Annotated in this window: 18 protein-coding genes; 13 read left to right on the top strand and 5 right to left on the bottom strand. The window is 69.5% G+C overall.

Going from position 1 to position 20,549, the window contains the following annotated elements; all coding sequences use genetic code 11:
* Positions 1–6: 6 nt before the first annotated feature.
* The gene (locus VGB75_04365; GenBank protein HEY0166257.1) at positions 7–558 is read right to left on the bottom strand and encodes a nitroreductase; all 552 of its coding nucleotides are present in this window, start codon (positions 556–558) and stop codon (positions 7–9) included.
* A gap of 213 nt (positions 559–771) precedes the next feature.
* On the opposite strand from VGB75_04365, the gene VGB75_04360 reads away from it, so the two are divergent.
* On the top strand, positions 772–1,350 hold the full coding sequence (locus tag VGB75_04360; protein HEY0166256.1) for a flavin reductase family protein: 579 nt from the start codon (positions 772–774) through the stop codon (positions 1,348–1,350).
* Here the strand turns inward: VGB75_04360 and hrpA are convergent.
* Positions 1,330–5,517: an ATP-dependent RNA helicase HrpA gene (hrpA, locus tag VGB75_04355; protein ID HEY0166255.1), complete on the bottom strand. Its 4,188-nt coding sequence runs from the start codon at positions 5,515–5,517 to the stop codon at positions 1,330–1,332. The genes VGB75_04360 and hrpA overlap by 21 nt on opposite strands.
* A gap of 203 nt (positions 5,518–5,720) precedes the next feature.
* Between hrpA and VGB75_04350 the strand changes: the two genes are divergently transcribed.
* The 8 genes from VGB75_04350 (at position 5,721) to VGB75_04315 (ending at position 10,679) form a co-directional block, all read left to right on the top strand.
* Positions 5,721–7,823: a CARDB domain-containing protein gene (locus VGB75_04350; protein HEY0166254.1), complete on the top strand. Its 2,103-nt coding sequence runs from the start codon at positions 5,721–5,723 to the stop codon at positions 7,821–7,823.
* Complete coding sequence (locus tag VGB75_04345; protein ID HEY0166253.1) at positions 7,820–8,272, top strand: hypothetical protein; 453 nt, start codon at positions 7,820–7,822, stop codon at positions 8,270–8,272. The genes VGB75_04350 and VGB75_04345 overlap by 4 nt, the downstream gene beginning before the upstream one ends.
* Before the next feature lie 161 nt (positions 8,273–8,433).
* A complete protein-coding gene (locus VGB75_04340; protein ID HEY0166252.1) occupies positions 8,434–8,820 on the top strand; it encodes a VOC family protein in 387 nt (128 codons plus the stop codon).
* On the top strand, positions 8,817–9,050 hold the full coding sequence (locus VGB75_04335) for a hypothetical protein (protein HEY0166251.1): 234 nt from the start codon (positions 8,817–8,819) through the stop codon (positions 9,048–9,050). Before VGB75_04340 ends, VGB75_04335 begins: the two co-directional genes overlap by 4 nt.
* Positions 9,051–9,110: 60 nt before the next feature.
* On the top strand, positions 9,111–9,260 hold the full coding sequence (locus VGB75_04330) for a hypothetical protein (GenBank protein HEY0166250.1): 150 nt from the start codon (positions 9,111–9,113) through the stop codon (positions 9,258–9,260).
* Positions 9,261–9,372: 112 nt separating this feature from the next.
* Positions 9,373–9,714 carry a metallopeptidase family protein gene (locus tag VGB75_04325; GenBank protein ID HEY0166249.1) on the top strand — a complete coding sequence of 114 codons (342 nt, stop codon included), beginning with the start codon at positions 9,373–9,375 and terminating at the stop codon, positions 9,712–9,714.
* A gap of 125 nt (positions 9,715–9,839) precedes the next feature.
* Positions 9,840–10,028, top strand: coding sequence for a hypothetical protein (locus VGB75_04320; protein HEY0166248.1), 189 nt, complete (start codon positions 9,840–9,842; stop codon positions 10,026–10,028).
* 18 nt (positions 10,029–10,046) lie between these two features.
* A complete protein-coding gene (locus VGB75_04315) occupies positions 10,047–10,679 on the top strand; it encodes a hypothetical protein (protein ID HEY0166247.1) in 633 nt (210 codons plus the stop codon).
* Between the two features lie 124 nt (positions 10,680–10,803).
* Here VGB75_04315 and VGB75_04310 read toward each other — a convergent pair whose 3' ends face one another.
* The 3 genes from VGB75_04310 to VGB75_04300 all read right to left on the bottom strand — a co-directional run bounded on the left by VGB75_04310 (position 10,804) and on the right by VGB75_04300 (position 13,377).
* Positions 10,804–11,259 (bottom strand): TerB family tellurite resistance protein, encoded by a 456-nt coding sequence (locus VGB75_04310; GenBank protein ID HEY0166246.1) that lies wholly within the window; start codon positions 11,257–11,259, stop codon positions 10,804–10,806.
* Between the two features lie 205 nt (positions 11,260–11,464).
* Entirely contained in the window at positions 11,465–12,124 is a 660-nt protein-coding gene (locus VGB75_04305) for an MBL fold metallo-hydrolase (GenBank protein HEY0166245.1), read from the bottom strand.
* Positions 12,121–13,377 carry a DUF4032 domain-containing protein gene (locus VGB75_04300; protein ID HEY0166244.1) on the bottom strand — a complete coding sequence of 419 codons (1,257 nt, stop codon included), beginning with the start codon at positions 13,375–13,377 and terminating at the stop codon, positions 12,121–12,123. Before VGB75_04300 ends, VGB75_04305 begins: the two co-directional genes overlap by 4 nt.
* 48 nt (positions 13,378–13,425) lie before the next feature.
* Between VGB75_04300 and VGB75_04295 the strand changes: the two genes are divergently transcribed.
* The 4 genes from VGB75_04295 to rapZ all read left to right on the top strand — a co-directional run bounded on the left by VGB75_04295 (position 13,426) and on the right by rapZ (position 20,549).
* Entirely contained in the window at positions 13,426–14,103 is a 678-nt protein-coding gene (locus VGB75_04295; protein HEY0166243.1) for a uracil-DNA glycosylase, read from the top strand.
* 138 nt (positions 14,104–14,241) lie between these two features.
* Positions 14,242–17,550 (top strand): excinuclease ABC subunit UvrA, encoded by a 3,309-nt coding sequence (gene uvrA / locus VGB75_04290; GenBank protein HEY0166242.1) that lies wholly within the window; start codon positions 14,242–14,244, stop codon positions 17,548–17,550.
* A 54-nt stretch (positions 17,551–17,604) separates the two neighbouring features.
* Positions 17,605–19,560: an excinuclease ABC subunit UvrC gene (gene uvrC / locus VGB75_04285; protein ID HEY0166241.1), complete on the top strand. Its 1,956-nt coding sequence runs from the start codon at positions 17,605–17,607 to the stop codon at positions 19,558–19,560.
* Positions 19,561–19,664: 104 nt separating this feature from the next.
* Positions 19,665–20,549: an RNase adapter RapZ gene (gene rapZ / locus VGB75_04280; GenBank protein HEY0166240.1), complete on the top strand. Its 885-nt coding sequence runs from the start codon at positions 19,665–19,667 to the stop codon at positions 20,547–20,549.

The raw sequence follows: 20,549 nt of genomic DNA, 5'->3' as shown, positions 1-20,549 counted from the left end.
GCCGGGTCAGGGCAGCGGTGAGATCTTGCCCCTGACATCGGGGTCAGGCCGAGGGTCGGGCCTGACCTCGGTCCGGCCGCCGACGTAGAGCCAGCCCAGCAGCTGCTCGCCCGCGCCCACCCCGATCAGCCGCCGCACCTCATCGAGCCCGACCGCCGGCCCGGTGCGCCACATGGCTGTCCAACCGGCCTCGAACAACACCAGCTGCAGGGTGCTGACCAGAGCGGCAGTGGCCGCCAACTGCTCCCAGCCCGGCACCTTCGGATGCTCCAGCGGGGTGGCGACGATGCTCAGCAGCAGCGGGGCGCGCAGGGCCTTGGACGCCGTCCTGGCCGCCTGCGGGCTGCCCGGCTCGTCACCGAAGCCGGCCACCAGGGCGGCTCCCAGCCGGTCCCGGTCGCTGCCGCGCACCGTCACCAGCCGCCATGGCCGCAGGCTGGCATGGTCCGGGCTGTGCGCCGCCAGCGCCAGGTAGTCATAGAGCTCGGCATCAGAAGGGGCGGCGTCGGTCACCGGGGCCGCGCTGCGGCGGAGCCGGATCGCGTCGGTCAGTTCCATCAGGGTCCTTTGCTCAGTGGGCTGCTCAGTCGGCTGCTCAGTCGGCGCGGGCGACTGCCCACCCGGGCAGTCATCCGCAGTCGGCGCAGGGCGCAACTTCTCCACCGGCCGCGGCGCACCCGCTCGGCAGGCAAGCCTATTCGCCGGCCCTCCAGCAGGCAGGGAGCACGGTCGAGATAGTTGTCCGGATTGCCGGTTGGCTAGTCTGGCGCCGTGAGCGATGACATGGTGGCCGCCTTTCGGCCCGATCTACGAGGTCCGGACGCCGACCTGCTGCGGCACGTCCTGGGTCACTACCCGACCGGCGTCGCGGTGATCACCGCCCACACCGAGCAGGGCCCGGTGGGCATGGCGATGAACTCCTTCACCTCGCTGTCCTTGCAGCCGCCGCTGGTGCTGTTCTGCCCGGCCGCCTCATCCACCACCTGGCCGGCGCTGCGCGAGGTCGGCCGCATCGCCATCAACGTCCTGTCCGCGGGGCAGGAGGCAGTCAGCCGCCAGTTCGCCAGCAAATCCGGCGACCGGTTCAGCGAGGCGTCCTGGTCGGTCGGTGAGAACGGCGCGCCGCTGCTGCACGACGCGCTGGGCTGGTTGGAGTGCACCGTGCGGACCGAGTCCGCGGCCGGTGATCACACCGTGGTGATCGCCGAGATCGAGCGGATGAACGTGCACTGGGAGATCACCGAGCCGCTGGTGTTCTTCCGCGGCAGGTACTACCAGGGCATGACCGAGGCCGTCGAGTCGGATTCGGAGTCAGCTGAGCAGCCGGAATCAGCTGAGCAGGTGCGCTGACTCCGCCGACTCCTCCAACGCGTCCATCGCGCTCTGGATCCGCGGCACGGACACCGGATGGGCCGTGCCCAGCTTCTGGGCGAAGAGGCTGACCCGCAGCTCCTCGATCATCCAGCGCAGCTCGTCCAGGCCGGCGACGTCCTCGCCGAGCTTGGCGCGCAGGTCGGCCAGGTCCCGCTGCGCCACCTCGACCTGGGCCTGACGGTCGCGGTCGCGCGCCAGGTTGCCGGGAGCGTCGGCGAGCCGTTGCGTCATCGCGCGCAGGTAGCGCCGCAGCTGCGGTAACTGGACCGCGCCGGTGTCGGTGACGAAGCCGGGGTAGATCAGGCTGTCCAGCTGGGCCCGGACGGCGGCGACCACCGGCGCCAGCGGAGCCGCGGTGCTGGCGTTCAACGCCAGTTCCACCTCGTGCGCCGCGGCCATCACCTTCTCCACGACCGCCACGATGGCGGCCGCGGCGCCAGGCAGCTCGGCGGCGACCTGTCTGCGCAACTCGATGAAGCCGGCCCGGTCCCAGCGCGGACCGCCGGCCGCTCGCAGCGATTGGTCCACCGCGGCCGCGACGCAGTCGGCCAGCAGGGCGGCCGGTGAGCCGTGCGGGGTCCGGCTCAGGGTCAGCCGCTGCTGCAGGCTCAGCCCCCGGATCAGGTGCTTGACCGGCGAGGCAACGGTGTTGACCAGCAACTGCCGGGTCCCGGCCCACATCTGGCGCTGCTGCTTGGCCGCGGTGTCCAGCACCCGGACGGCGACCGCTCCGTCCTCGGCCACCAGCGCCGGGTAGCCGGTGACGGGGTAGCCGGCCACCTCGCGCCGCACCGAGCGGGGCAGGGAGTCGAAGTCCCAGTCGGCGAGCCGGTCCCGGGCAAGGTCGGCGGTGACGCTCTGCAGGGTCGCGGTGACCGCCGGCGCGAACCGCTCCTGCAGCTCGGCCAGGTCCTTGCCCTGGCCGAGCACTGCGCCCTGCTCGTCGAGCACCTGATAGGTCGGGCGCAGGTGCTCGGGCAGCTTGTCCAGGTCCCAGGCGTCCTCAGGGATGTCGACGCCGCGCAGGTCACGCAGCTCGGCGCTCAGCACCTTGGTCAGCCGGCCGGCCGAGCCGCCCAGATCCTCTGGCAGCGTCGCCACCAGGGCCGCCGCGGTGTCGGGCACCGGGACCACCGAGCGGCGTAGCTGCTTGGGCAGGGTGCGCAGCAGCGCGGTCACCAGCTCGGTCCGCAGCCCCGGCACCTGCCAGTCCAGGCCCGCCGCGGTGGCCTCGTTCAGCACCGGCAACGGGATGCCGACCGTGACGCCGTCGGCAGCCGCGCCCGGCTCGAAGCGGTAGCTCAGCTCCAGCTCGTAGTCGCCGGAGCTCCACCGGTCCGGGAACTGCTCGGCCGAGATCGACTCCGCGCCCGGCCGGACCAGCTGGCTGGTGGACAGGTCGAGCAGGTCCGGCTGCTGGTGACGGGCCTTCTTCCACCAGGCGTCGAAGTGCCTCCCCGACACCACCGAGGCGGGGATCCGCTGGTCGTAGAAGGCGAAGACCGACTCGTCATCGACCATGATGTCGCGCCGTCGGGCCCGGTTCTCCAGGTCCTGCACTTCGGCCACCAGCGCCCGGTTGGCGGCGAAGAAGTGGTGCCTGCTCTGCCAGTCGCCCTCGACCAGGGCGTGCCTGATGAACAGCTCGCGGCACAGCTCCGGCTCGATGGCGGCGTACCCGACCTTGCGGGCCACCACCAGCGGCACCCCGTACAGGGTGACCCGTTCAAAGGCCATCACCGCGCCCCGGTTGCGTTCCCAGTGCGGCTCGCTGTAACTGCGCTTGACCAGGTGCTCGGCCAGCTCCTCGGCCCACTCAGGCTTGACGCCGGCGTTCACCCGGGCCCACAGCCGCGACGTCTCGACCAGCTCGGCCGCCATCAGGTAGTCCGGCTGCTTCTTGAACAGCGCCGAGCCGGGGAAGATCGCGAACCGGGCGTTGCGGGCTCCGAGGTAGTCGCGGCGGGCGCTGTCCTTGAGCCCGACGTGGGACAGCAGGCCCGAGAGCAGGCTGCGGTGCACCTGCTCGGGGTCGGCCGGCTGGTCGCCGATCTGCACCCCCATCCCCTTGACGATCTGGCGGAGCTGGCCGAACAGGTCCTGCCACTCGCGGATCCGCAGGTAGTTGAGGTACTCGGTCCGGCACATCCGGCGGAACTGGCTGGAGGACAGCTGCTCCTGCTGCTCGCGGACGTGGCGCCACAGGTTGAGATAGCTGGCGAAGTCCGAGGTCGGGTCGGCGAACCGGGCGTGCTGCTGGTCGGCCGCCTGCTGGTGCTCGACCGGGCGCTCGCGCGGGTCCTGGATCGACAGCGCCGCGGCCAGCACCAGCACGTCGCGCACGCAGCCGCGCCGGTCGGCCTCGATGATCATCCGGGCCAGCCGCGGGTCCACCGGCAGTTGAGCGATCTGGCGGCCCAGCTCGGTGAGCTTGGGCTGCTGGGCGGCCGTGCCGGTCTGCAGCGCGCCGAGCTCGGTCAGCAACCCGACGCCGTCGGCGATCTGCCGGGCGTCGGGCGGGTCGAGAAAGCCGAAGCGCTCGACCGGGCCCAGTTCCAGCGAGGCCATCTGCAGAATCACCGAGGCCAGGTTGGTGCGCAGGATCTCGGGGTCGGTGAACTCCGGACGGGACTGGAAGTCATCTTCGGAGTACAGCCGGATGCAGATGCCTTCCGAGGTCCGCCCGCAGCGGCCGGCCCGCTGGGTGGCCGAGGCCCGCGAGATCGCCTCGATCGGCAGCAGCTGGACCTTCGTGCGCTGGCTGTAGCGCGAGATGCGGGCGACGCCCGAGTCGATCACGTACTTGATCCCCGGCACCGTGAGCGAGGTCTCGGCGACATTGGTGGACAGCACCACCCGCCGGCCGCGGTGGCCGGCGAACACCCGGTGCTGCTCGGCGGCCGAGAGCCGCGCGTACAGCGGCAGCACCTCGGTGTCGGGCAGCTTTAGGGCGTTGATCGCCTCGGCGGTGTCGCGGATCTCGCGCTCGCCGGACAGGAACACCAGCACATCCCCGGCCGGCTCGCGGCGCAGCTCGGTGAGCGCGTCGCAGATCGCGGTGACCTGGTCGCGTTCCTCCCGTGAGTTGGAGTCGGAGTCCTCCTCGATGATCGGGCGGTACCTGACCTCGACCGGGTAGCTGCGTCCGGACACCTCGATGATCGGCGCGCCGGTGAAGTACTCGGCGAAGCGTTGCGGGTCGATGGTGGCCGAGGTGATGATCAGCTTCAGGTCGGGCCGGCGGGGGAGCAGTTGCTTGAGGTATCCCAGCAGGAAGTCGATGTTGAGACTGCGCTCGTGGGCCTCGTCCAGAATGATCGTGTCGTAGGCGCGCAGCATCCGGTCGCGCTGGATCTCGGCCAGCAGGATGCCGTCGGTCATCAGCTTGACCAGGCTGGTGTCGCTGACCCGGTCGGTGAACCGGACCGCGAAGCCGACCGTGCCGCCGACCTCGGCGCCCAGCTCGTCGGCCACCCGCTCGGCGACCGCGCGGGCGGCGATCCGCCGGGGCTGGGTGTGCCCGATCATGCCCTTGACGCCACGGCCGAGTTCCAAGCAGAGCTTGGGCAGCTGGGTGGTCTTGCCCGAGCCGGTCTCGCCGGCCACCACGACCACCTGGTGCTCGGCGATCGCTGCCAGCAGGTCTTCACGGCGCTGGCTGACCGGCAAATCGGCCGGGTAGCTGATCGTCGGAACCGCGGCCCGGCGCTGGGCCAGCCGGCGCTCGGCCCGTTCGACGTCCTTGGCCAGCGCCGCCAAGCGGTCGAGGCTTGCGGCTGCGCCGGCCAGCCGGCGGGCCAACTGGTGCCGGTCACGGGGGCCCAACTCCTCGATCCGGCGAGTCAGCTCGCGGGCCTGCTCAGCCGCTGCCGGGGTGGAGACGGCCGGACGTTCAGACTTCGGCCGCTGCGACTTGGGGTGCTCGGTTTTGGGACGCTGGGTCTTGGGGTGCTGGGTCTGAGGGCGCTCGGTCTTGGGGTGCTCGGTCTGGGGGCGCTCGGTCTTGGGGTGCTGGGTCTTGGGGTGCTCGGTTTTGGGGCGCTCGGTCTTGGGGTGCTCGGACTGGGGTCGACGGGAGGGTCGGGACCGCCGCGGCGACCGGGGTGGCCGGGACGGCTCGGGCGGCTGCGCTGACGATGACATCTCGCTGTCAAGGGTAGTGCCGGGCGTCGCCTGCTTTATGCCGCCGGCAGGCGGCGTGCGGGGCGCGTTTATGCCGCCGGCAGGCGGCGTGCGGGCGAGCCGAGCCGGATACGGCCAAGCGGGATGACCGGCGCGCACGCCGCTTACCGCCAGCCTGAGAAGAAGCTGTGAAAAACCGACACCACGCCGTAACCTCTATATTTATGCGTCGTTACCTTGGCATGAAGCCCTTTTCGGGACGCCGCCGCCGGCTCGCGCTGGTGGCCGTGGCCGTCTCCGCCCTTGCAGTCTCCGGCGCCGTCGCGGCATCCGGCTCCACCCCTTCCTCGGGCACGGTGACCGACACCAGTGGCGCCAAGTCCTGGTCCGCTGGCCCGTTCCTCGCTCCGAACGTGACGGCGCAGGCTGGTGACCCGGTCTGCACGCTGCCCCAGTCCTGTGACGACTACACCCTGACGGTGACGACGCCGGCCGGCTACGGAGACGCCAACAACCTCAAGATCGCGGTCAGCTGGCCCAACGCCGCCGCCGACTTCGACGTCTACGTCCTGAACTCCGCCGGCGCCACGGTGGCCACCGCGGCCTCCTCGGCCGACCCCGAGGTCATCGTGCTGCCGCCGACCAGCGGCACGTACACGGTGCGGGTGGTCCCGTTCGCTCCGCTCGGCCAGAGTTACTCGGCGAGCGCGAGCATGGTGGCCAAGGCCTCCGACGGAGCGCCGGGTTCCACCGCGCCGGCCCCCAAGCTGGCCAATTACGGCGCGCCCGAGACGCTGGCTGACGCGCACAACGCGGGCGAGCCGTCCATCGGCAACAGCTTCAAGACCGGCTCAAGCTTCTACCAGGCCTACCTGTCGACCTACAAGGTCAGGTTCAACGACGCGGTGACCCCGCCGGCGGCCACCTGGAGCGATGTGTCGGCCAAGGCGGCCAATGGCTGCCTGGCAGGGTCGACCATCTCTCTCGATCCGATCCTCTACACCGACGCGGTCACCGGCCGGACGTTCGAGTCGCAACTGTCCGGCGCCAACTCGCTGACCTGCTACACCGATGACGAGGGCCTCACCTGGCACCCGAGCACCGGCGGCGGCATCAAGTCCGGTGTCGATCACCAGACCCTCGGCGGCGGCAACTTCGTCGCCGGGGACCCGCTGAACGCGCTGAACCTCTACCCCCGCGCCGTCTACTACTGCAGCCAGGACATCGCCACCGCGTTCTGCGCGCTGTCGCGCGACGGCGGCGCCACCTTCGGCGTCGGCGTTCCGGTCTACAACCTGCTCGACTGCGGCGGCCTGCACGGCCACATCATGGTTGCCCCCGACGGCACCGCCTACGTGCCGAACAAGAACTGCGGCGGCAACCAGGCAGTGACCGTCTCCTCCGACAACGGCAAGACCTGGACGGTGCACAAGATCCCCAACAGCCTTCCCGGCGACACCGACCCGGCGGTCAGCATCGGCGCCAACGGCACGGTGTACTTCGGTTACGCCAACGGTGACGGCACCCAGCACGTCGCGGTCAGCCACGACAAGGGCGTCACCTGGGTCAACGACTTCAACGTCGGCGCGTCCCAGGGCGTGAAGAACTCGGTGTTCCCGACCGCGGTGGCCGGCGATGACAACCGGGCCGCGGTGAGCTGGATCGGCACCACGACCGCTGGCAACTACCAGGACGCGGTGAACTTCAAGGGCGCCTGGCACCTCTACACCGCCTTCACCTATGACGGTGGCGCCAGCTGGGTGACCGTCGACGCCACCCCGACCGACCCGGTCCAGATCGGCTCGATCTGCACCGGCGGCACGACCTGTGGAACCGACCGCAACCTGCTCGACTTCATCGGCTCCACCATCGACAAGCAGGGCCGGGTCCAGGTCGGCTACGCCGACGGCTGCACCGGCAGCTGCGCGAGCACCGGCGTCAACAACTTCGACGCCTACGCCACCATCGCCCGCCAGTACGACGGCCTGACGATGTTCGCGGCCAGTGACCCGGCGGCCAACCTGACGCTCAGCAATGTCTCCGCTGCCCTCGCGGCCAACGGCGCGTCTTCGATCACGGCGACGGTGACCAACCTCGGCAAGGCGGCCGCGACCGCCCCCGTCCAGTTCGTGGTCAACGGCACGGTGCTGAGCACCTCGGCGCCGGTGGCCGTGCCGGCCGGCACGTCCAAGACGGTGACGGCAGCCTGGAGCACCAAGCAGCTCAAGGGCAGCCAGACCGTGTTGGCGATAACCGACCCCGCCAACGTGGTCACCGAGTCCAACGAGGCCGACAACCGGCGTTCCATCTCGGTGACCATCAAATGAGGTGGGCTGCCCGGGCTGCCGCCGTCGCGACAGCTCTGATCCTGGTTGCCGGTTGCGAGAGCGAGTCTGAGAAGGAGAAAGAGAAGGAGAGAGAAGCGGCTGCGGCCGGCGCCGCCGTCTGCCTCAAGGACGCCAAAGCCGCGCAGTTGCCCGACGGCTTCCCCACGAACTTCCCGTTGCCGGCCGGAACGATCGTCACCTCGGCCGAGAACCGCGGTGATGCCGGCTTGGTGATTGAGGGCGTGACGAACACCGCGTTCAAGGATGTTCTGAAGGGCCTGCAGGACGACCTGCCGGCCAAGGGCTTCACATTGAAGAACGGCGAGACCGAGCCGCATGACGCCGAGTCCGACTGGACCTCAGCGGAGTTCGACGGCCGGTGGGCCATCCGTGAGATGTCCCAGTGCGCGGGTGAGACCTCGGTGTCGGTGGTAGCCCGCAAGAAGTAGCGAGCCCCGCGCGTGACAGCGCGATATACGGTGCCGCCGGCTCACCAGCCGGCGGCACTGTCCATTTCGCTGTGGTTCTGTTGGTCCGGTCGGTTCTGTTGGTCCGGGGGAGTAGGCATACTGACCTGGCCCTGTCGGGTTGAGGGTGAGGAGGCCAGTGGATGGACCAGCCTCGGTTTCTGGCGGCCGTGCCGGCGCTGGCGGTCTCCGACGAGCGGCGCGCGGTCGCGTTCCTGCAGGACGCGTTGGGCTTCGTGGAGTTCCAGCACGAGGGCCGCGGTCTGGGGATCCTGCGACGTGACCAGGTCGAGCTTCACGTCTGGGTGGCTGACGGCAGCGCGCCGGGGGCGGAGCGGCGCCTGGCGGGCAGCGTCTCCTGCCGGATCGAGGTCACCTGCGTCGACGAACTGCATCGGCACTGCCACGAGCTGGGGGTGGTCCATCCCAACGCCGGGTTAAGCGACAAGCCGTGGGGGACGCGCGAATTCGCGGTCCTGGACCCGGACCACAACCTGATCACGCTCTACGAGCGGATCGCTCCGGCATGACCGGTCTGTGGCAGCGCCCCGGCGACTGGATCGTCGGATGGGCCGCGTGTGGGTGCGGCGTCATCGGACTGGTGGCGGGTCTGGTGTGGGGGTTGAGGGTCTACGTTCCCACCGCCTGGGCCGCGGCGCTCGAAGTCGGCGTTCCGGCCGCAGCCGTCGGGGGAGTCATCGGGCTCGGCATCGTCGGCGTGCGCAGCCTTGTGCGCTGGGTTCGCGCGCGATCGGCATAGGCGGAAAACGTCGGGTTCCTACGGCATCGAGCCCCGCCCAGGCCGTACTACGGTGAGGCCATGGCTGACAGCGACCGTCCGTGGGAACCATCCGACGCCGACGCCGAGGTCGAGCACCTGGCGGGCGCGCTGGACCGTTTGCGCGCGACCTTCCGCTGGAAAACTGACGGCCCTCGAACGCAGCAGGGCTACCGCGGACTGAGGCCCTAACGAAGCGGCACGGGGTCTCGTGCGGCGTTGGCGTCCTGACTCTTCACGACGCCACCGGTGACCAGCGCAGCCCGGCTGCGATCGCGTCCCGGTCACCACCCACACTGGAGGCATGGTTGAGGTAGATCCCGATAGCTTCGAGGCGATGGTCGGCCAGGCATTGGACGGGTTGCCCCCGGATCTGGGCCGGATGATGCGCAACGTGGCGGTCGTCGTCGAGCACGACGCCGGCCCTGCGGGCCTGTTGGGGCTCTACCGCGGTATCCCGCTGACGGAGCGCACCAGCCAATACTCCGGCGCGTTGCCCGATCAGATCACCATTTACCACCAGGCGATCTGCTCCATCTGCAGCACCGAGGCCGAAGTCGTGGAAGAGGTGCGCCGGACGGTGATCCACGAAGTGGGCCACCACTTCGGCATCGACGACGATCGCTTGCACGAGCTGGGCTGGTGAGCCTGTTTCCGCCTGAGTGTCTCGGCCCTGCCCGGTGCGGTGGTTCTGCGGTCGATTCCATTTGCTGAAAAGCCGTGCCCGAGGCGGAGAAGGGCGCCATTCTCTCTGCCTGGGAGGGATGCGCTATGACGGACCAGGATGACGGCCTGCACGAGGCCGTTGAGTCCCGGCGGGAAGAACTGATCGCCGACAAGTCAGGGTTCATCGGCGAGTGCCGAGAGACGGTGCCGTTCGGGGAGATGTTCTACGTGTTCGCGGGTGGAAAAGAGTACATGTCCTGTACGCACACACCGCCCCACACTCATCCGGCGTAGTCGGTGGCGGCCCGATCGTTGACTGTCCTGCTGGCCCCGTTGAAGGTGCCACTGGCCACCGCGGCATACACATTGGTGGGCCTGGTGCTGGCGAAATACTGGTATGACGGCGTGTACTGGCCGACGTGGGTCGCCTTGCTCGGAGCTGTCGCATTGGCAGTGGGTATCGCCCCAGCCGCGCGCAGCCTGATAACGCGACGGCCCAAAGCCGCTCTAGGGGCCTTCGAATCCTATGCGTGGCTCAACGGCCTCCTCGCCGCTGTGGCCACGTGCGCGACGGTCCTGGTGACCGTGAAGCTGTCTGCCGTCGCGGGTGAGAAGGACCCCGTGAAAGAACTCATCACCCAGGCGAGCACTGCGTTGACCGCCCTGATCGGTGGAGTCGTCGTCGCGACGAAGGATCGGGACGAGACGCTCGGTAAGTGGATCGCCAAGGAGTTCCAGGCGAAGTTCACCGTGAGAGGGCAAGAGGCGCAGGGGCAGGGGCCCCAGGCCCAAGACGTGCGGGGCATGGTCACCTTGAAACCGGATTCAGCGTCCCTCATAGCCCTTCACACGAAGTATGAGAACGGTTGGACCGACTGGTCGAAGGACAACCGGGCCGCGAGGATCGAGTGCCTTCACGACAACCTGGCGGCCGACAGGGTGTGACCCGGCCCGGCCAGGGGCCGCGAGCGGTGAGCGGGTGAGCGGTGACGAGCGGGTGAGCGGGTGAGCGTCATGCTCAGCGGTCGTCGGAGCGACGCGTGAGCATGACGCTCGACGTCTACGCGGGCTATAAGTCGAATTCGGCGGGAGCGATGCCGAGCGCGAAGCACGCCTCGCGGACGACCTTCTTCTCGTCGTCGTCGAAGTTGCCGTCGGCGCCACCGATGATGATGCCGATCTGGATCACCGCGCGGGCCTCGTTCGGCTTCTTCTTCACCTTGCCGATCTCCTGGATGACCGCCACCTTGCCGAAGTCGAAGTCCGCGCTGAGCTTGTTGGCGTAGCCGTCGAACTTGGCGCGCAAATCGTCGGCGGCGAAGTTGGACAGGGCGTCGTTCGTCGTGATCAGCCCGGCGACCCGACGCCGCTCCTCGGCGTCGATCGTTCCGTCCGCGGCCGCGACCAGCGCGCACATGGCCATGCTCGCGTCGCGGAAGGCGCCGCTCTTCAGGTCGTTCTTCTTGGCGGTGAGCTGTTCCTGCATCCCCTGAGCGGACTGCCGCAGCTGATTCCAGATAGCCATACGTCGGTCTCCTCGCATCATTCGGAGCCACGCGCGGCGGCGACGCGACTGTTCTCACCTGGCCCAACGAGCGGCGCCCGCGTAGGTTCCCGTGCTTGGACCACGCTCGCCTGGCCTACAGGCGGGCGAGCGTCATGCTCAGCGGTCGTCAGGGCGAGGCGTGAGCATGACGCTCGACGTCAGCCAGCGCCGACCCTGCCACGACCTACCAGCCGCGGGCTCGCCACTCGGACAGCTGCGGGCGCTCGGCGCCTAACGTCGAGTCGTTGCCGTGGCCGGGATAGAACCAGGTGTCATCGTCGTAGACGTCGAAGACCCGCCGCTCCAGGTCGTCCATCAGCGACGTGAAGTCCGCAGGCGAAGCCGTCCGGCCGGGCCCGCCCGGAAACAGCGAGTCGCCGGTGAACAGGTGCGACGAGCCGTCCGGGTCGCGGTAGTGCAGCGCCACCGAGCCGGGTGTGTGCCCGCGCAGCACGATCACCCGCAGCTCGGCGTCGCCGACGTGCACCGCGTCACCGTGCTCCAGCCGCCGCTCGGTCGGCACCGGGATGCCTCCGGCGTCCTCGACGCTGGCCATCGTCCGGGCGCCGGTCTGGGCCACCACGGCGGCCAGCGCCTGCCAGTGGTCGGCGTGCTGGTGGGTGGTCAGCACCGTCGCGGCGGTCTCGCCGCCGAGCCGGACAAGCTCCAGCAGCCGGTCGGCCTCGTTCGCGGCGTCGATCAGCAGCGCCTGGCCGCTGGCCTGGCACCGCAGCAGGTAGGCGTTGTTCGACATCGGGCCGACCGCGAGCTTGGTGATGCTCAGCCCGGCCAGCTCGCGGGTGTCCATCGGGCCGCCCACGCTCACCTCGCCCGTGTACGTCATTCTCGGATCACCGGGAGCTCCTCAGTAATGGGGTCTGTCAGCACCTGCACGGAGGCGTCCGGCAGCTTGGACAGCACGGTCTTGACGTAATCCTCCACTGCCGCCTGCCGGCCCACGTCGCGGCCCAGCCGCTCTGACATCAACCACCGGTGCTCGGCGATCTCGTAGAACAGCTCCGCGTCGGGCAGCTTGCGACGCAGCTGGGGCGGCACCATGGACAGAACCCCGTAGAACTTCTCATCCAGCCACCGCCGCGCCGCCAGGTCCTCGGGGATGTCGTGCTCGACGCCCTCGATCCACTTCGCGCGGAACCGGGCGAGGTCGGACAGGATCTGGCGTGCCTGATTCTCCTGCACCCGCAGCCCGGTGAGGGCGTACACCCGGCGCTGGTGATGGCCGGGCTCCACGATGTGGGTCTCGAAGCGCAGCTTGCGGCCGGCGTCCTCGGTCCGGATGCCGATCTCGGAGACGTCGAAGCCCAGCGAGTTCAGCCGCCGAACCCGTTCCTCGATGCGGTAGCTCTCGGTGGTGGGGTAGATCTCGTCGTCGGTCAGCTCGGCCCACAGCTGGTCATAGCGCGGCTGCAGGCCCTGGGCCGTCTCGATCGGGTCGTCGTCAAGGGAGAGGTAACCGCCGGCCTGCAGGTCCATCAGCTCGCCGGCGATGTTCTCGGTGGCGATGGACAGGTCGTGCATCCGCTGGCCGCGCGAGAGCTGCGGGTGCATCTCACCGGTCTCGGCGTCCACCAGGTAGGCCGCCAGCGCCCCGGCGTCGCGCCGGAACAGCGTGTTCGACAGCGAGCAGTCGCCCCAGAAGAAACCGGTCAGGTGCAACCGGACGAACAGCTGGGCCAGGGCGTCCAGCAGCCGTGAGCGCAGGTCGGGCAGCGACCGCTCGGTGAACAGCGACCGGTAGGGCAGCGAGTAGGGCAGGTGCCTGGTGATCAGCAGGCCGTCCAGGTGATGGCCCTCGTGGTCGCCGCGGTCGAGCACGGTGCCGAAGGCGTCGACCACCGGCACCGAGGACTCGGCCAGGGCGCGCAGCAGGTGGTGCTCGCGCGTCACGTAGCGCTCGGTGGCCTCCTTGATCGCGAAGATCTGGTTGTGGGCCCGGATGAAGCGCACCACGTGCCGGGAGATCCCGCGCGGGACCTGCACCAGGCGGGGGTCGTTCCACTCCTCCAGCGGCTTGTCGAAGGGCAGATCGAGAAGCTCGGTGGCGGCCCCGAGCGTGATGATCGTGTAGTTGCCCATGACAGTTTCAAGCGTAGTGCCGGATCGCCGGGCGCTACGGTGTCAGTCATGTCTGTGCGCCCCCTGGAAGAGATCGTCGAGACGGGATGGGCCAAGGCCCTGCAGCCGGTGGCCGCCGAGGTTCGGGCGATGGGGGACTTCCTGCGGGCCGAGCTCGCCGCCGGACGGTCCTACCTGCCGGCCGGCGAGCACGTCCTGCGGGCGTTCAGCCAGCCCTTCGAGGACGTGCGGGTGCTGATCGTGGGCCAGGACCCGTACCCCACGCCCGGGCACCCGGTCGGCCTGTCGTTCTCCGTCGCCCCGGATGTCCGGCCGGTGCCGCGGTCACTGCAGAACATCTACCGCGAGCTGCATGAGGACCTGGGCGTGCCGATCCCGTCCAACGGCGACCTGACGCCGTGGACCAAGCAGGGGGTGCTGCTGCTCAACCGGGTGCTCACCGTGCAGCCGGGCAAGTCCGGCTCGCACGCCGGCAAGGGCTGGGAGCGGGTCACCGACCAGGCAGTGCGGGCCCTGGCAGCCCGGGACCAGCCGCTGGTGGCCATTCTCTGGGGCCGGCAGGCGCAGTCGCTGGAGCCGCTGCTGTCCGACGCCGACTGCCTGAAGTCGGTGCATCCGAGCCCGCTGTCGGCCAGCGGCGGGTTCTTCGGCTCCCGCCCGTTCAGCCGCGCCAACGAGCTGCTGGTCAAGCGGGGCGGCCAGCCGGTGGACTGGCAGCTGACCTAGCGGCAGCACCAGCGCGGCGCGTTGTCGTAGCCCGCGATTACTCTTTCAATGCACGCCGCGCACCTTCGTGGTTGGTGACGGCCGAGCTTCTAGCAACAAAGCCCTTCCCAGACCGCCTGCTGGACCAGAAAGAAGACTGTGGCTGACCGTTTGATCGTCCGTGGCGCCCGTGAGCACAACCTCAAGGACGTCCAGCTGGACCTGCCCCGGGACGCGATGATCGTGTTCACCGGGCTGTCCGGCTCGGGCAAGTCCTCGCTGGCCTTCGACACCATCTTCGCCGAGGGCCAGCGCCGCTACGTCGAGTCGCTGTCGGCCTATGCCCGGCAGTTTCTGGGCCAGATGGACAAACCGGACGTCGACTTCATCGAGGGCCTGTCGCCGGCCGTCTCGATCGACCAGAAGTCGACCTCGCGCAACCCGCGCTCCACCGTCGGCACGATCACCGAGGTCTATGACTACCTGCGGCTGCTCTACGCCCGGATCGGGCACCCGCACTGCCCGACCTGCGGCGAGCCGATCAGCAAGCAGACCCCGCAGCAGATCGTCGACCGGGTGCTCGAGATGCCCGAGGGCACCCGGTTCCAGGTGCTGGCCCCGGTGATCCGCGAGCGCAAGGGCGAGTACGTCGACCTGTTCGCAGACCTGCAGACCAAGGGCTACTCCCGGGTCCGGGTCGACAACGTCAACTACTCGCTGACCGAGCCGCCGACCCTGAAGAAGCAGGAGAAGCACACCATCGAGGTGGTGGTGGACCGGCTGACCGCCCGCGCCTCCAGCAAGCAGCGCATCACCGACTCGGTCGAGACCGCGCTGGGCCTGGCCGGCGGCATGGTGATCCTGGACTTCGTCGACCTGCCAGAGGACGACCCGCACCGCGAGCGGCGGTTCTCCGAGCGGCTGGCCTGCCCGAACGAGCACCCGCTGGCCATCGACGAGCTCGAGCCCAGGTCGTTCTCGTTCAACGCCCCGTTCGGCGCCTGCCCGGCGTGCACCGGCATCGGCACCCGCAAAGAGGTCGACCCCGAGCTGCTGGTGCCCGACCCTGAGAAGTCGCTGGCCGACGGCGCCATCGCCCCGTGGGCCAACGGCCAGAACAGCGACTACTTCCTGCGGCTGCTCGAGGGCCTGGGCGACCAGCTCGGCTTCAGCGTGCAGACCCGGTGGGACCGGCTGCCGGCCCGCGCCCAGAAGGCGGTGCTGCACGGCAGCTCCGAGCAGGTGCACGTCCGGTACAAGAACCGCTACGGCCGCGAGCGGTCCTACTACGCCAGCTACGAGGGCGTGGTGCCGTGGCTGGAGCGCCGGCACGCCGAGACCGACAGCGACTGGAGCCGGGAAAAGTACGAGGGCTTCATGCGCGAGGTCGACTGCCCGACCTGCGGCGGCACCCGGCTCAAGCCCGAGATCCTGGCGGTCACGGTGGCCGGCAAGTCCATCGCCGAGATCTGCGCCCTGTCGATCGGCGAGGCCGCGAAGTTCCTGGCCGGCCTGCGGCTGACCGAGCGCGAGGAGATGATCGCCGTCCGGGTGGTCAAAGAGGTCAACTCGCGGCTGGGCTTCCTGGTCGACGTGGGGCTTGACTACCTGTCGCTGAACCGGGCCGCGGCCACGCTGGCAGGCGGCGAGGCCCAGCGGATCCGGCTGGCCACCCAGATCGGCGCCGGCCTGGTCGGGGTGCTCTACGTCCTCGACGAGCCCTCGATCGGCCTGCACCAGCGTGACAACCGCCGGTTGATCGACACCCTGATCCGGCTGCGCGACCTGGGCAACACCCTCATCGTGGTCGAGCACGACGAGGACACCATCCGGGCCGCGGACTGGATCGTCGACATCGGGCCCCAGGCCGGCGAGCACGGCGGCCAGGTGGTCGTCTCGGGAACCCTTGAGGATCTGCTGGAGTCGAAGGACTCGATCACCGGCGGCTACTTGTCCGGCCGCCGGGCTATCGACGTGCCGGCGATCCGCCGGCCGGTGACCGCCGGCCGCGAGCTGGTGGTCGAGGGCGCTCGCGAGCACAACCTGCGCGACATCGACGTCAGCTTCCCGCTCGGGGTGTTCGTCGCCGTGACCGGCGTGTCGGGCTCGGGCAAGTCCACTTTGGTCAACGACATCCTGCACGCGACGCTGGCCAACAAGATCAACGGCGCGAAGATGCCGCCGGGGCGGCACAAGCGGGTCACCGGGATAGACCAGCTGGACAAGGTGGTCGGGGTCGACCAGTCGCCGATCGGGCGCACCCCGCGGTCCAACCCGGCTACCTACACCGGCGTCTTCGACCACGTCCGCAAGCTGTTCTCCGAGACCACCGAGGCCAAGGTCCGCGGCTACCTGCAGGGCCGGTTCTCCTTCAACGTCAAGGGCGGTCGGTGCGAGAACTGCGTCGGCGACGGCACCATCAAGATCGAGATGAACTTCCTGCCCGACGTCTACGTCCCGTGCGAGGTGTGCAAGGGCGCCCGGTACAACCGGGAGACCCTGGAGGTGCACTACAAGGGCAAGACGATCTCCGAGGTGCTGGACATGCCGATCGAGGAGGCGGCGGAGTTCTTCCGGCCGATCTCGAAGATCGCCCGGCACCTGGAGACCCTGGTGGACGTGGGACTGGGCTACGTGCGGCTCGGGCAGCCGGCGCCGACCCTGTCCGGGGGTGAGGCGCAGCGGGTGAAGCTGGCCAGCGAGCTGCAGAAGCGCTCCACCGGGCGCACCATCTACGTGCTCGACGAGCCGACCACCGGCCTGCACTTCGAGGACGTGTCCAAGCTGCTCGCGGTGCTGCAGTCCCTGGTCGACAAGGGCAACTCGGTGATGGTCATCGAGCACAACCTCGACGTCATCAAGACCGCCGACTGGGTGATCGACATGGGCCCCGAAGGCGGCTCCGGCGGCGGCACGGTGGTGGCCCAGGGCACCCCGGAGGACGTGGCGCGGGTGGCCGGCTCCTACACGGGGCAGTTCCTGGCCGGCATCCTGGCCGATCGGTTGGAGTCCGATCGGTTGGAGTCCGAGCGCGCCGGTGAGCAATCCGCCAAGCCGGCGCGCAAGGTGCGCCAGCCCGTGGCCGCCGCGAGCAACGGCTCAGCGCCGGTGAAGCAGTCAGTGGCAAAGGTCACCAAGGTGAGCGCCAAGACCACGGCCACCAGAAACGGCACGGCCAAGGTCACCCCAGCCGAGAACGGCACGGCCAAGAACGGCACGGCCAAGAACGGCACGGCCAAGGCCACCCCAGCCAAGGCAGCCAAGGCCAGCCCAGCCAAGGCAGCCAAGGCCAGCCCAGCCAAGGCGACCAAGGCCAGCCCAGCCACAACCACAGCCAAGGCCAGTGCTGCCAAGACCAGCGCTACCAAGACCACGGCTGCCAAGACCGTGCGACGGACGAGCGCGGCCACCACCCGGGCGGGCGGTCGGGCGACCGCTGTCCGGCAGCCGAGCGCTGACGGCTACTGAGCGCCATCGGCTTTCCTGAGAACCATTCCCTTTCCAGCGACCTAGGCTCTACCCGTGGCTGACCCGTCCTCATACCGCCCGGCTACGGGCTCGATCCCGGTCGAGCCCGGCGTGTACCGGTTTCGGGACGCCACGGGCCGGGTCATCTACGTCGGCAAGGCCAAGAGCCTGCGGTCCCGGCTGAACTCCTACTTCGCCGACATCAGCGCCCTGCACCCGCGCACCAGGCAGATGGTCACCACGGCCGCCAGCGTCGAGTGGACCATCGTCACCACCGAGGTCGAGGCGCTGCAGCTGGAGTACAACTGGATCAAGGAGTTCGATCCGCGGTTCAACGTCCGCTACCGCGATGACAAGTCCTACCCGTCGCTGGCAGTCACCCTCAACGAGGAGTACCCGCGGCTGCAGGTGATGCGCGGTCCGAAGAAGGCCGGCGTCCGGTACTTCGGCCCGTACGCCCACGCCTGGGCGATCCGCGAGACCCTCGACCTGCTGCTGCGGGTGTTCCCGGCCCGCACCTGTTCCAACGGGGTGTTCAAACGGGCCGGTCAGATCGGACGGCCCTGCCTGCTCGGCTACATCGGCAAGTGCAGCGCGCCGTGCGTGGGGCGGGTCAGCGCCGCCGAGCACCGCGCCATCGTCGAGGACTTCTGCGACTTCATGGCCGGCAAGACCGACAGCATGATCCGCCGGCTGGAGCGCCAGATGGCCGAGGCCAGCGACAACCTGGAGTTCGAGCGGGCGGCCCGGCTGCGCGATGACCTCGGCGCGCTGCGCCGGTCCATGGAGAAGCAGGCGGTGGTGCTGACCGACGGCACCGACGCCGATGTCGTGGCCTTCGCCACCGACGAGCTGTCCGCGGCCGTCCAGGTCTTCCACGTCCGAGGCGGCCGGGTGCGGGGGCAGCGGGGCTGGGTGGTCGACTCCACCGCCGGGCTCAACGACGAGTCCTCCGTCGGCGAGCTGGTGGAGCAGTTCGCCCTGCAGTTCTACGGCCAGGAGGACGCCGTCGTCCCGCGCGAGGTGCTGGTGCCCGAGCTGCCCGAAGACCACGAGGCGCTGACCGAGCTGCTCAGCGAGCGGCGGGGCAGCCGGGTGTCGCTGCGGGTGCCTCAACGCGGTGACAAGCGGGCTCTGATGCAGACCGTGGAGCGCAACGCCCAACAGGCGTTCCTGCAGTACAAGCTGCGCCGGGCCAGCGACCTGACCGCCCGCTCGCAGGCGCTGGCCGAGCTGCAGGAAGCGCTCGGCATGCCCGATGCCCCGCTGCGCATCGAGTGCTTCGACATCAGCCACGTGCAGGGCACCAACGTGGTGGCCAGCATGGTGGTGTTCGAGGACGGCCTGGCCCGAAAGAGCGAGTACCGGCGCTTCACCATGCAGAGCAGCGGCGGTGACACCGACTGGATCGCCGAGGTGATCCGGCGCCGGTTCGCCCGCCAACTGCAGGAGCAGGCCGCCGAGTTGGCGGCGGCCCCCGACTGGCAGAGCGGGGCCGAGGCCAAGCCGGTCAAGCGGTTCGCCTATCCGCCGAACCTGGTGGTGGTCGACGGCGGCGCCCCGCAGGTGGCGGCCGCGCAGAACTCCCTGGCCGAGCTGGGCATCACCGACGTGACGCTGGTGGGCCTGGCCAAGCGGCTGGAGGAGGTCTGGGTTCCGGACGAGGACTTCCCGGTGATCCTGCCCCGGGCCTCTGAGGCGCTGTACCTGCTGCAACGGGTCCGGGACGAGGCGCACCGGTTCGCGATCACCTTCCATCGGCAGAAGCGGTCCAAGTCGATGACCGAGTCGGAGCTGATCGGCATCGCGGGGCTCGGCCCGGCCCGCCGCAAGGCGCTGCTGACCCGGTTCGGATCGCTGCGGCAACTGCGCGCGGCCTCCGTCGAGGAGGTCGCGCAGGTGCCCGGCTTCGGGCCCGAGCTGGCCCAGCGGGTGACCGAGGCGCTGGCGGCCAATGCGGCCGACCGGGAGCCTGCGGTCAACATGGCGACCGGTGAGGTGCTCAACTAGCGCAATCAACCGCAGACCGCGCAAGATGCCTTGTGACCGAAGCGGCGCATCGATGAGCCACGCAGCCCGAACCCAAGATCGACCGCAACCGAAGGAGTCCTTTGATGGCCAGCGCAGAGCGCGGCGCACTCCAGACGGTGATCGTCACCGGCCTGTCCGGCGCCGGTCGCAGCACTGCCGCCAAGTGCCTGGAAGACCTCGGGTTCTTCGTGGTGGACAACCTGCCGCCGGAACTGGTCGCCACCATGGTCGACCTGGGCAGCCGCAGCCAGGGGGCGGTCACCCGGCTCGCCGTCGTGATGGACGTGCGCAGCCGGGCCTTCTCCACCGACCTGACCGGTGTCATCGCCGAGCTCGAACGGCGTGAGCTGCAACCGCAGATCCTGTTCCTCGAAGCCAACGACAACGTGCTGATCCGCCGGTTCGAGAGCGTGCGCCGGGCCCATCCGCTGCAGGGTGACGGGCGGTTGTCCGACGGCATCATCGCCGAGCGCTCGATCCTGGAACCGTTGCGCGACATCGCCGACCTGGTGCTCGACACCTCTGAGCGCTCGGTTCCCCAGCTGCGGCAGGCGATCGAGCAGGCCTTCGCCGTCGGCGGCATGGACCTGCCCGAGCTGAAGGCGACGGTGGTCTCCTTCGGCTTCAAGTACGGGCTTCCCGCCGACGCCGACCTGGTGGTCGACGTGCGGTTCCTGCCCAACCCGTACTGGATACCGGAGCTTCGGCAGTTGACCGGCGAAGCCCCGGAGGTCGCCGACTACGTGCTCAGCCAGCAGTCGGCCCTGGAGTTCCTGGACATGTACATCCCGATCCTGCAGCTGATCGGCGCCGGCTACCGCCGGGAGGGCAAGCACTACCTCACGCTGGCGGTCGGCTGCACCGGCGGCAAGCACCGCTCGGTCGCGATGAGCCGCGAGCTGGTGCGCCGCCTGGTCGGCCTGGGCATCCGGGCGACCGCGGTGCACCGGGACCTGGGCCGGGAATAG

Source organism: Jatrophihabitans sp., assembly GCA_036399055.1.
Taxonomy (GTDB): Bacteria; Actinomycetota; Actinomycetes; order Mycobacteriales; family Jatrophihabitantaceae; genus Jatrophihabitans_A.
Note: the sequence above shows the minus strand (reverse complement) of the source record. Positions and strands in the feature narration are given on the sequence as shown.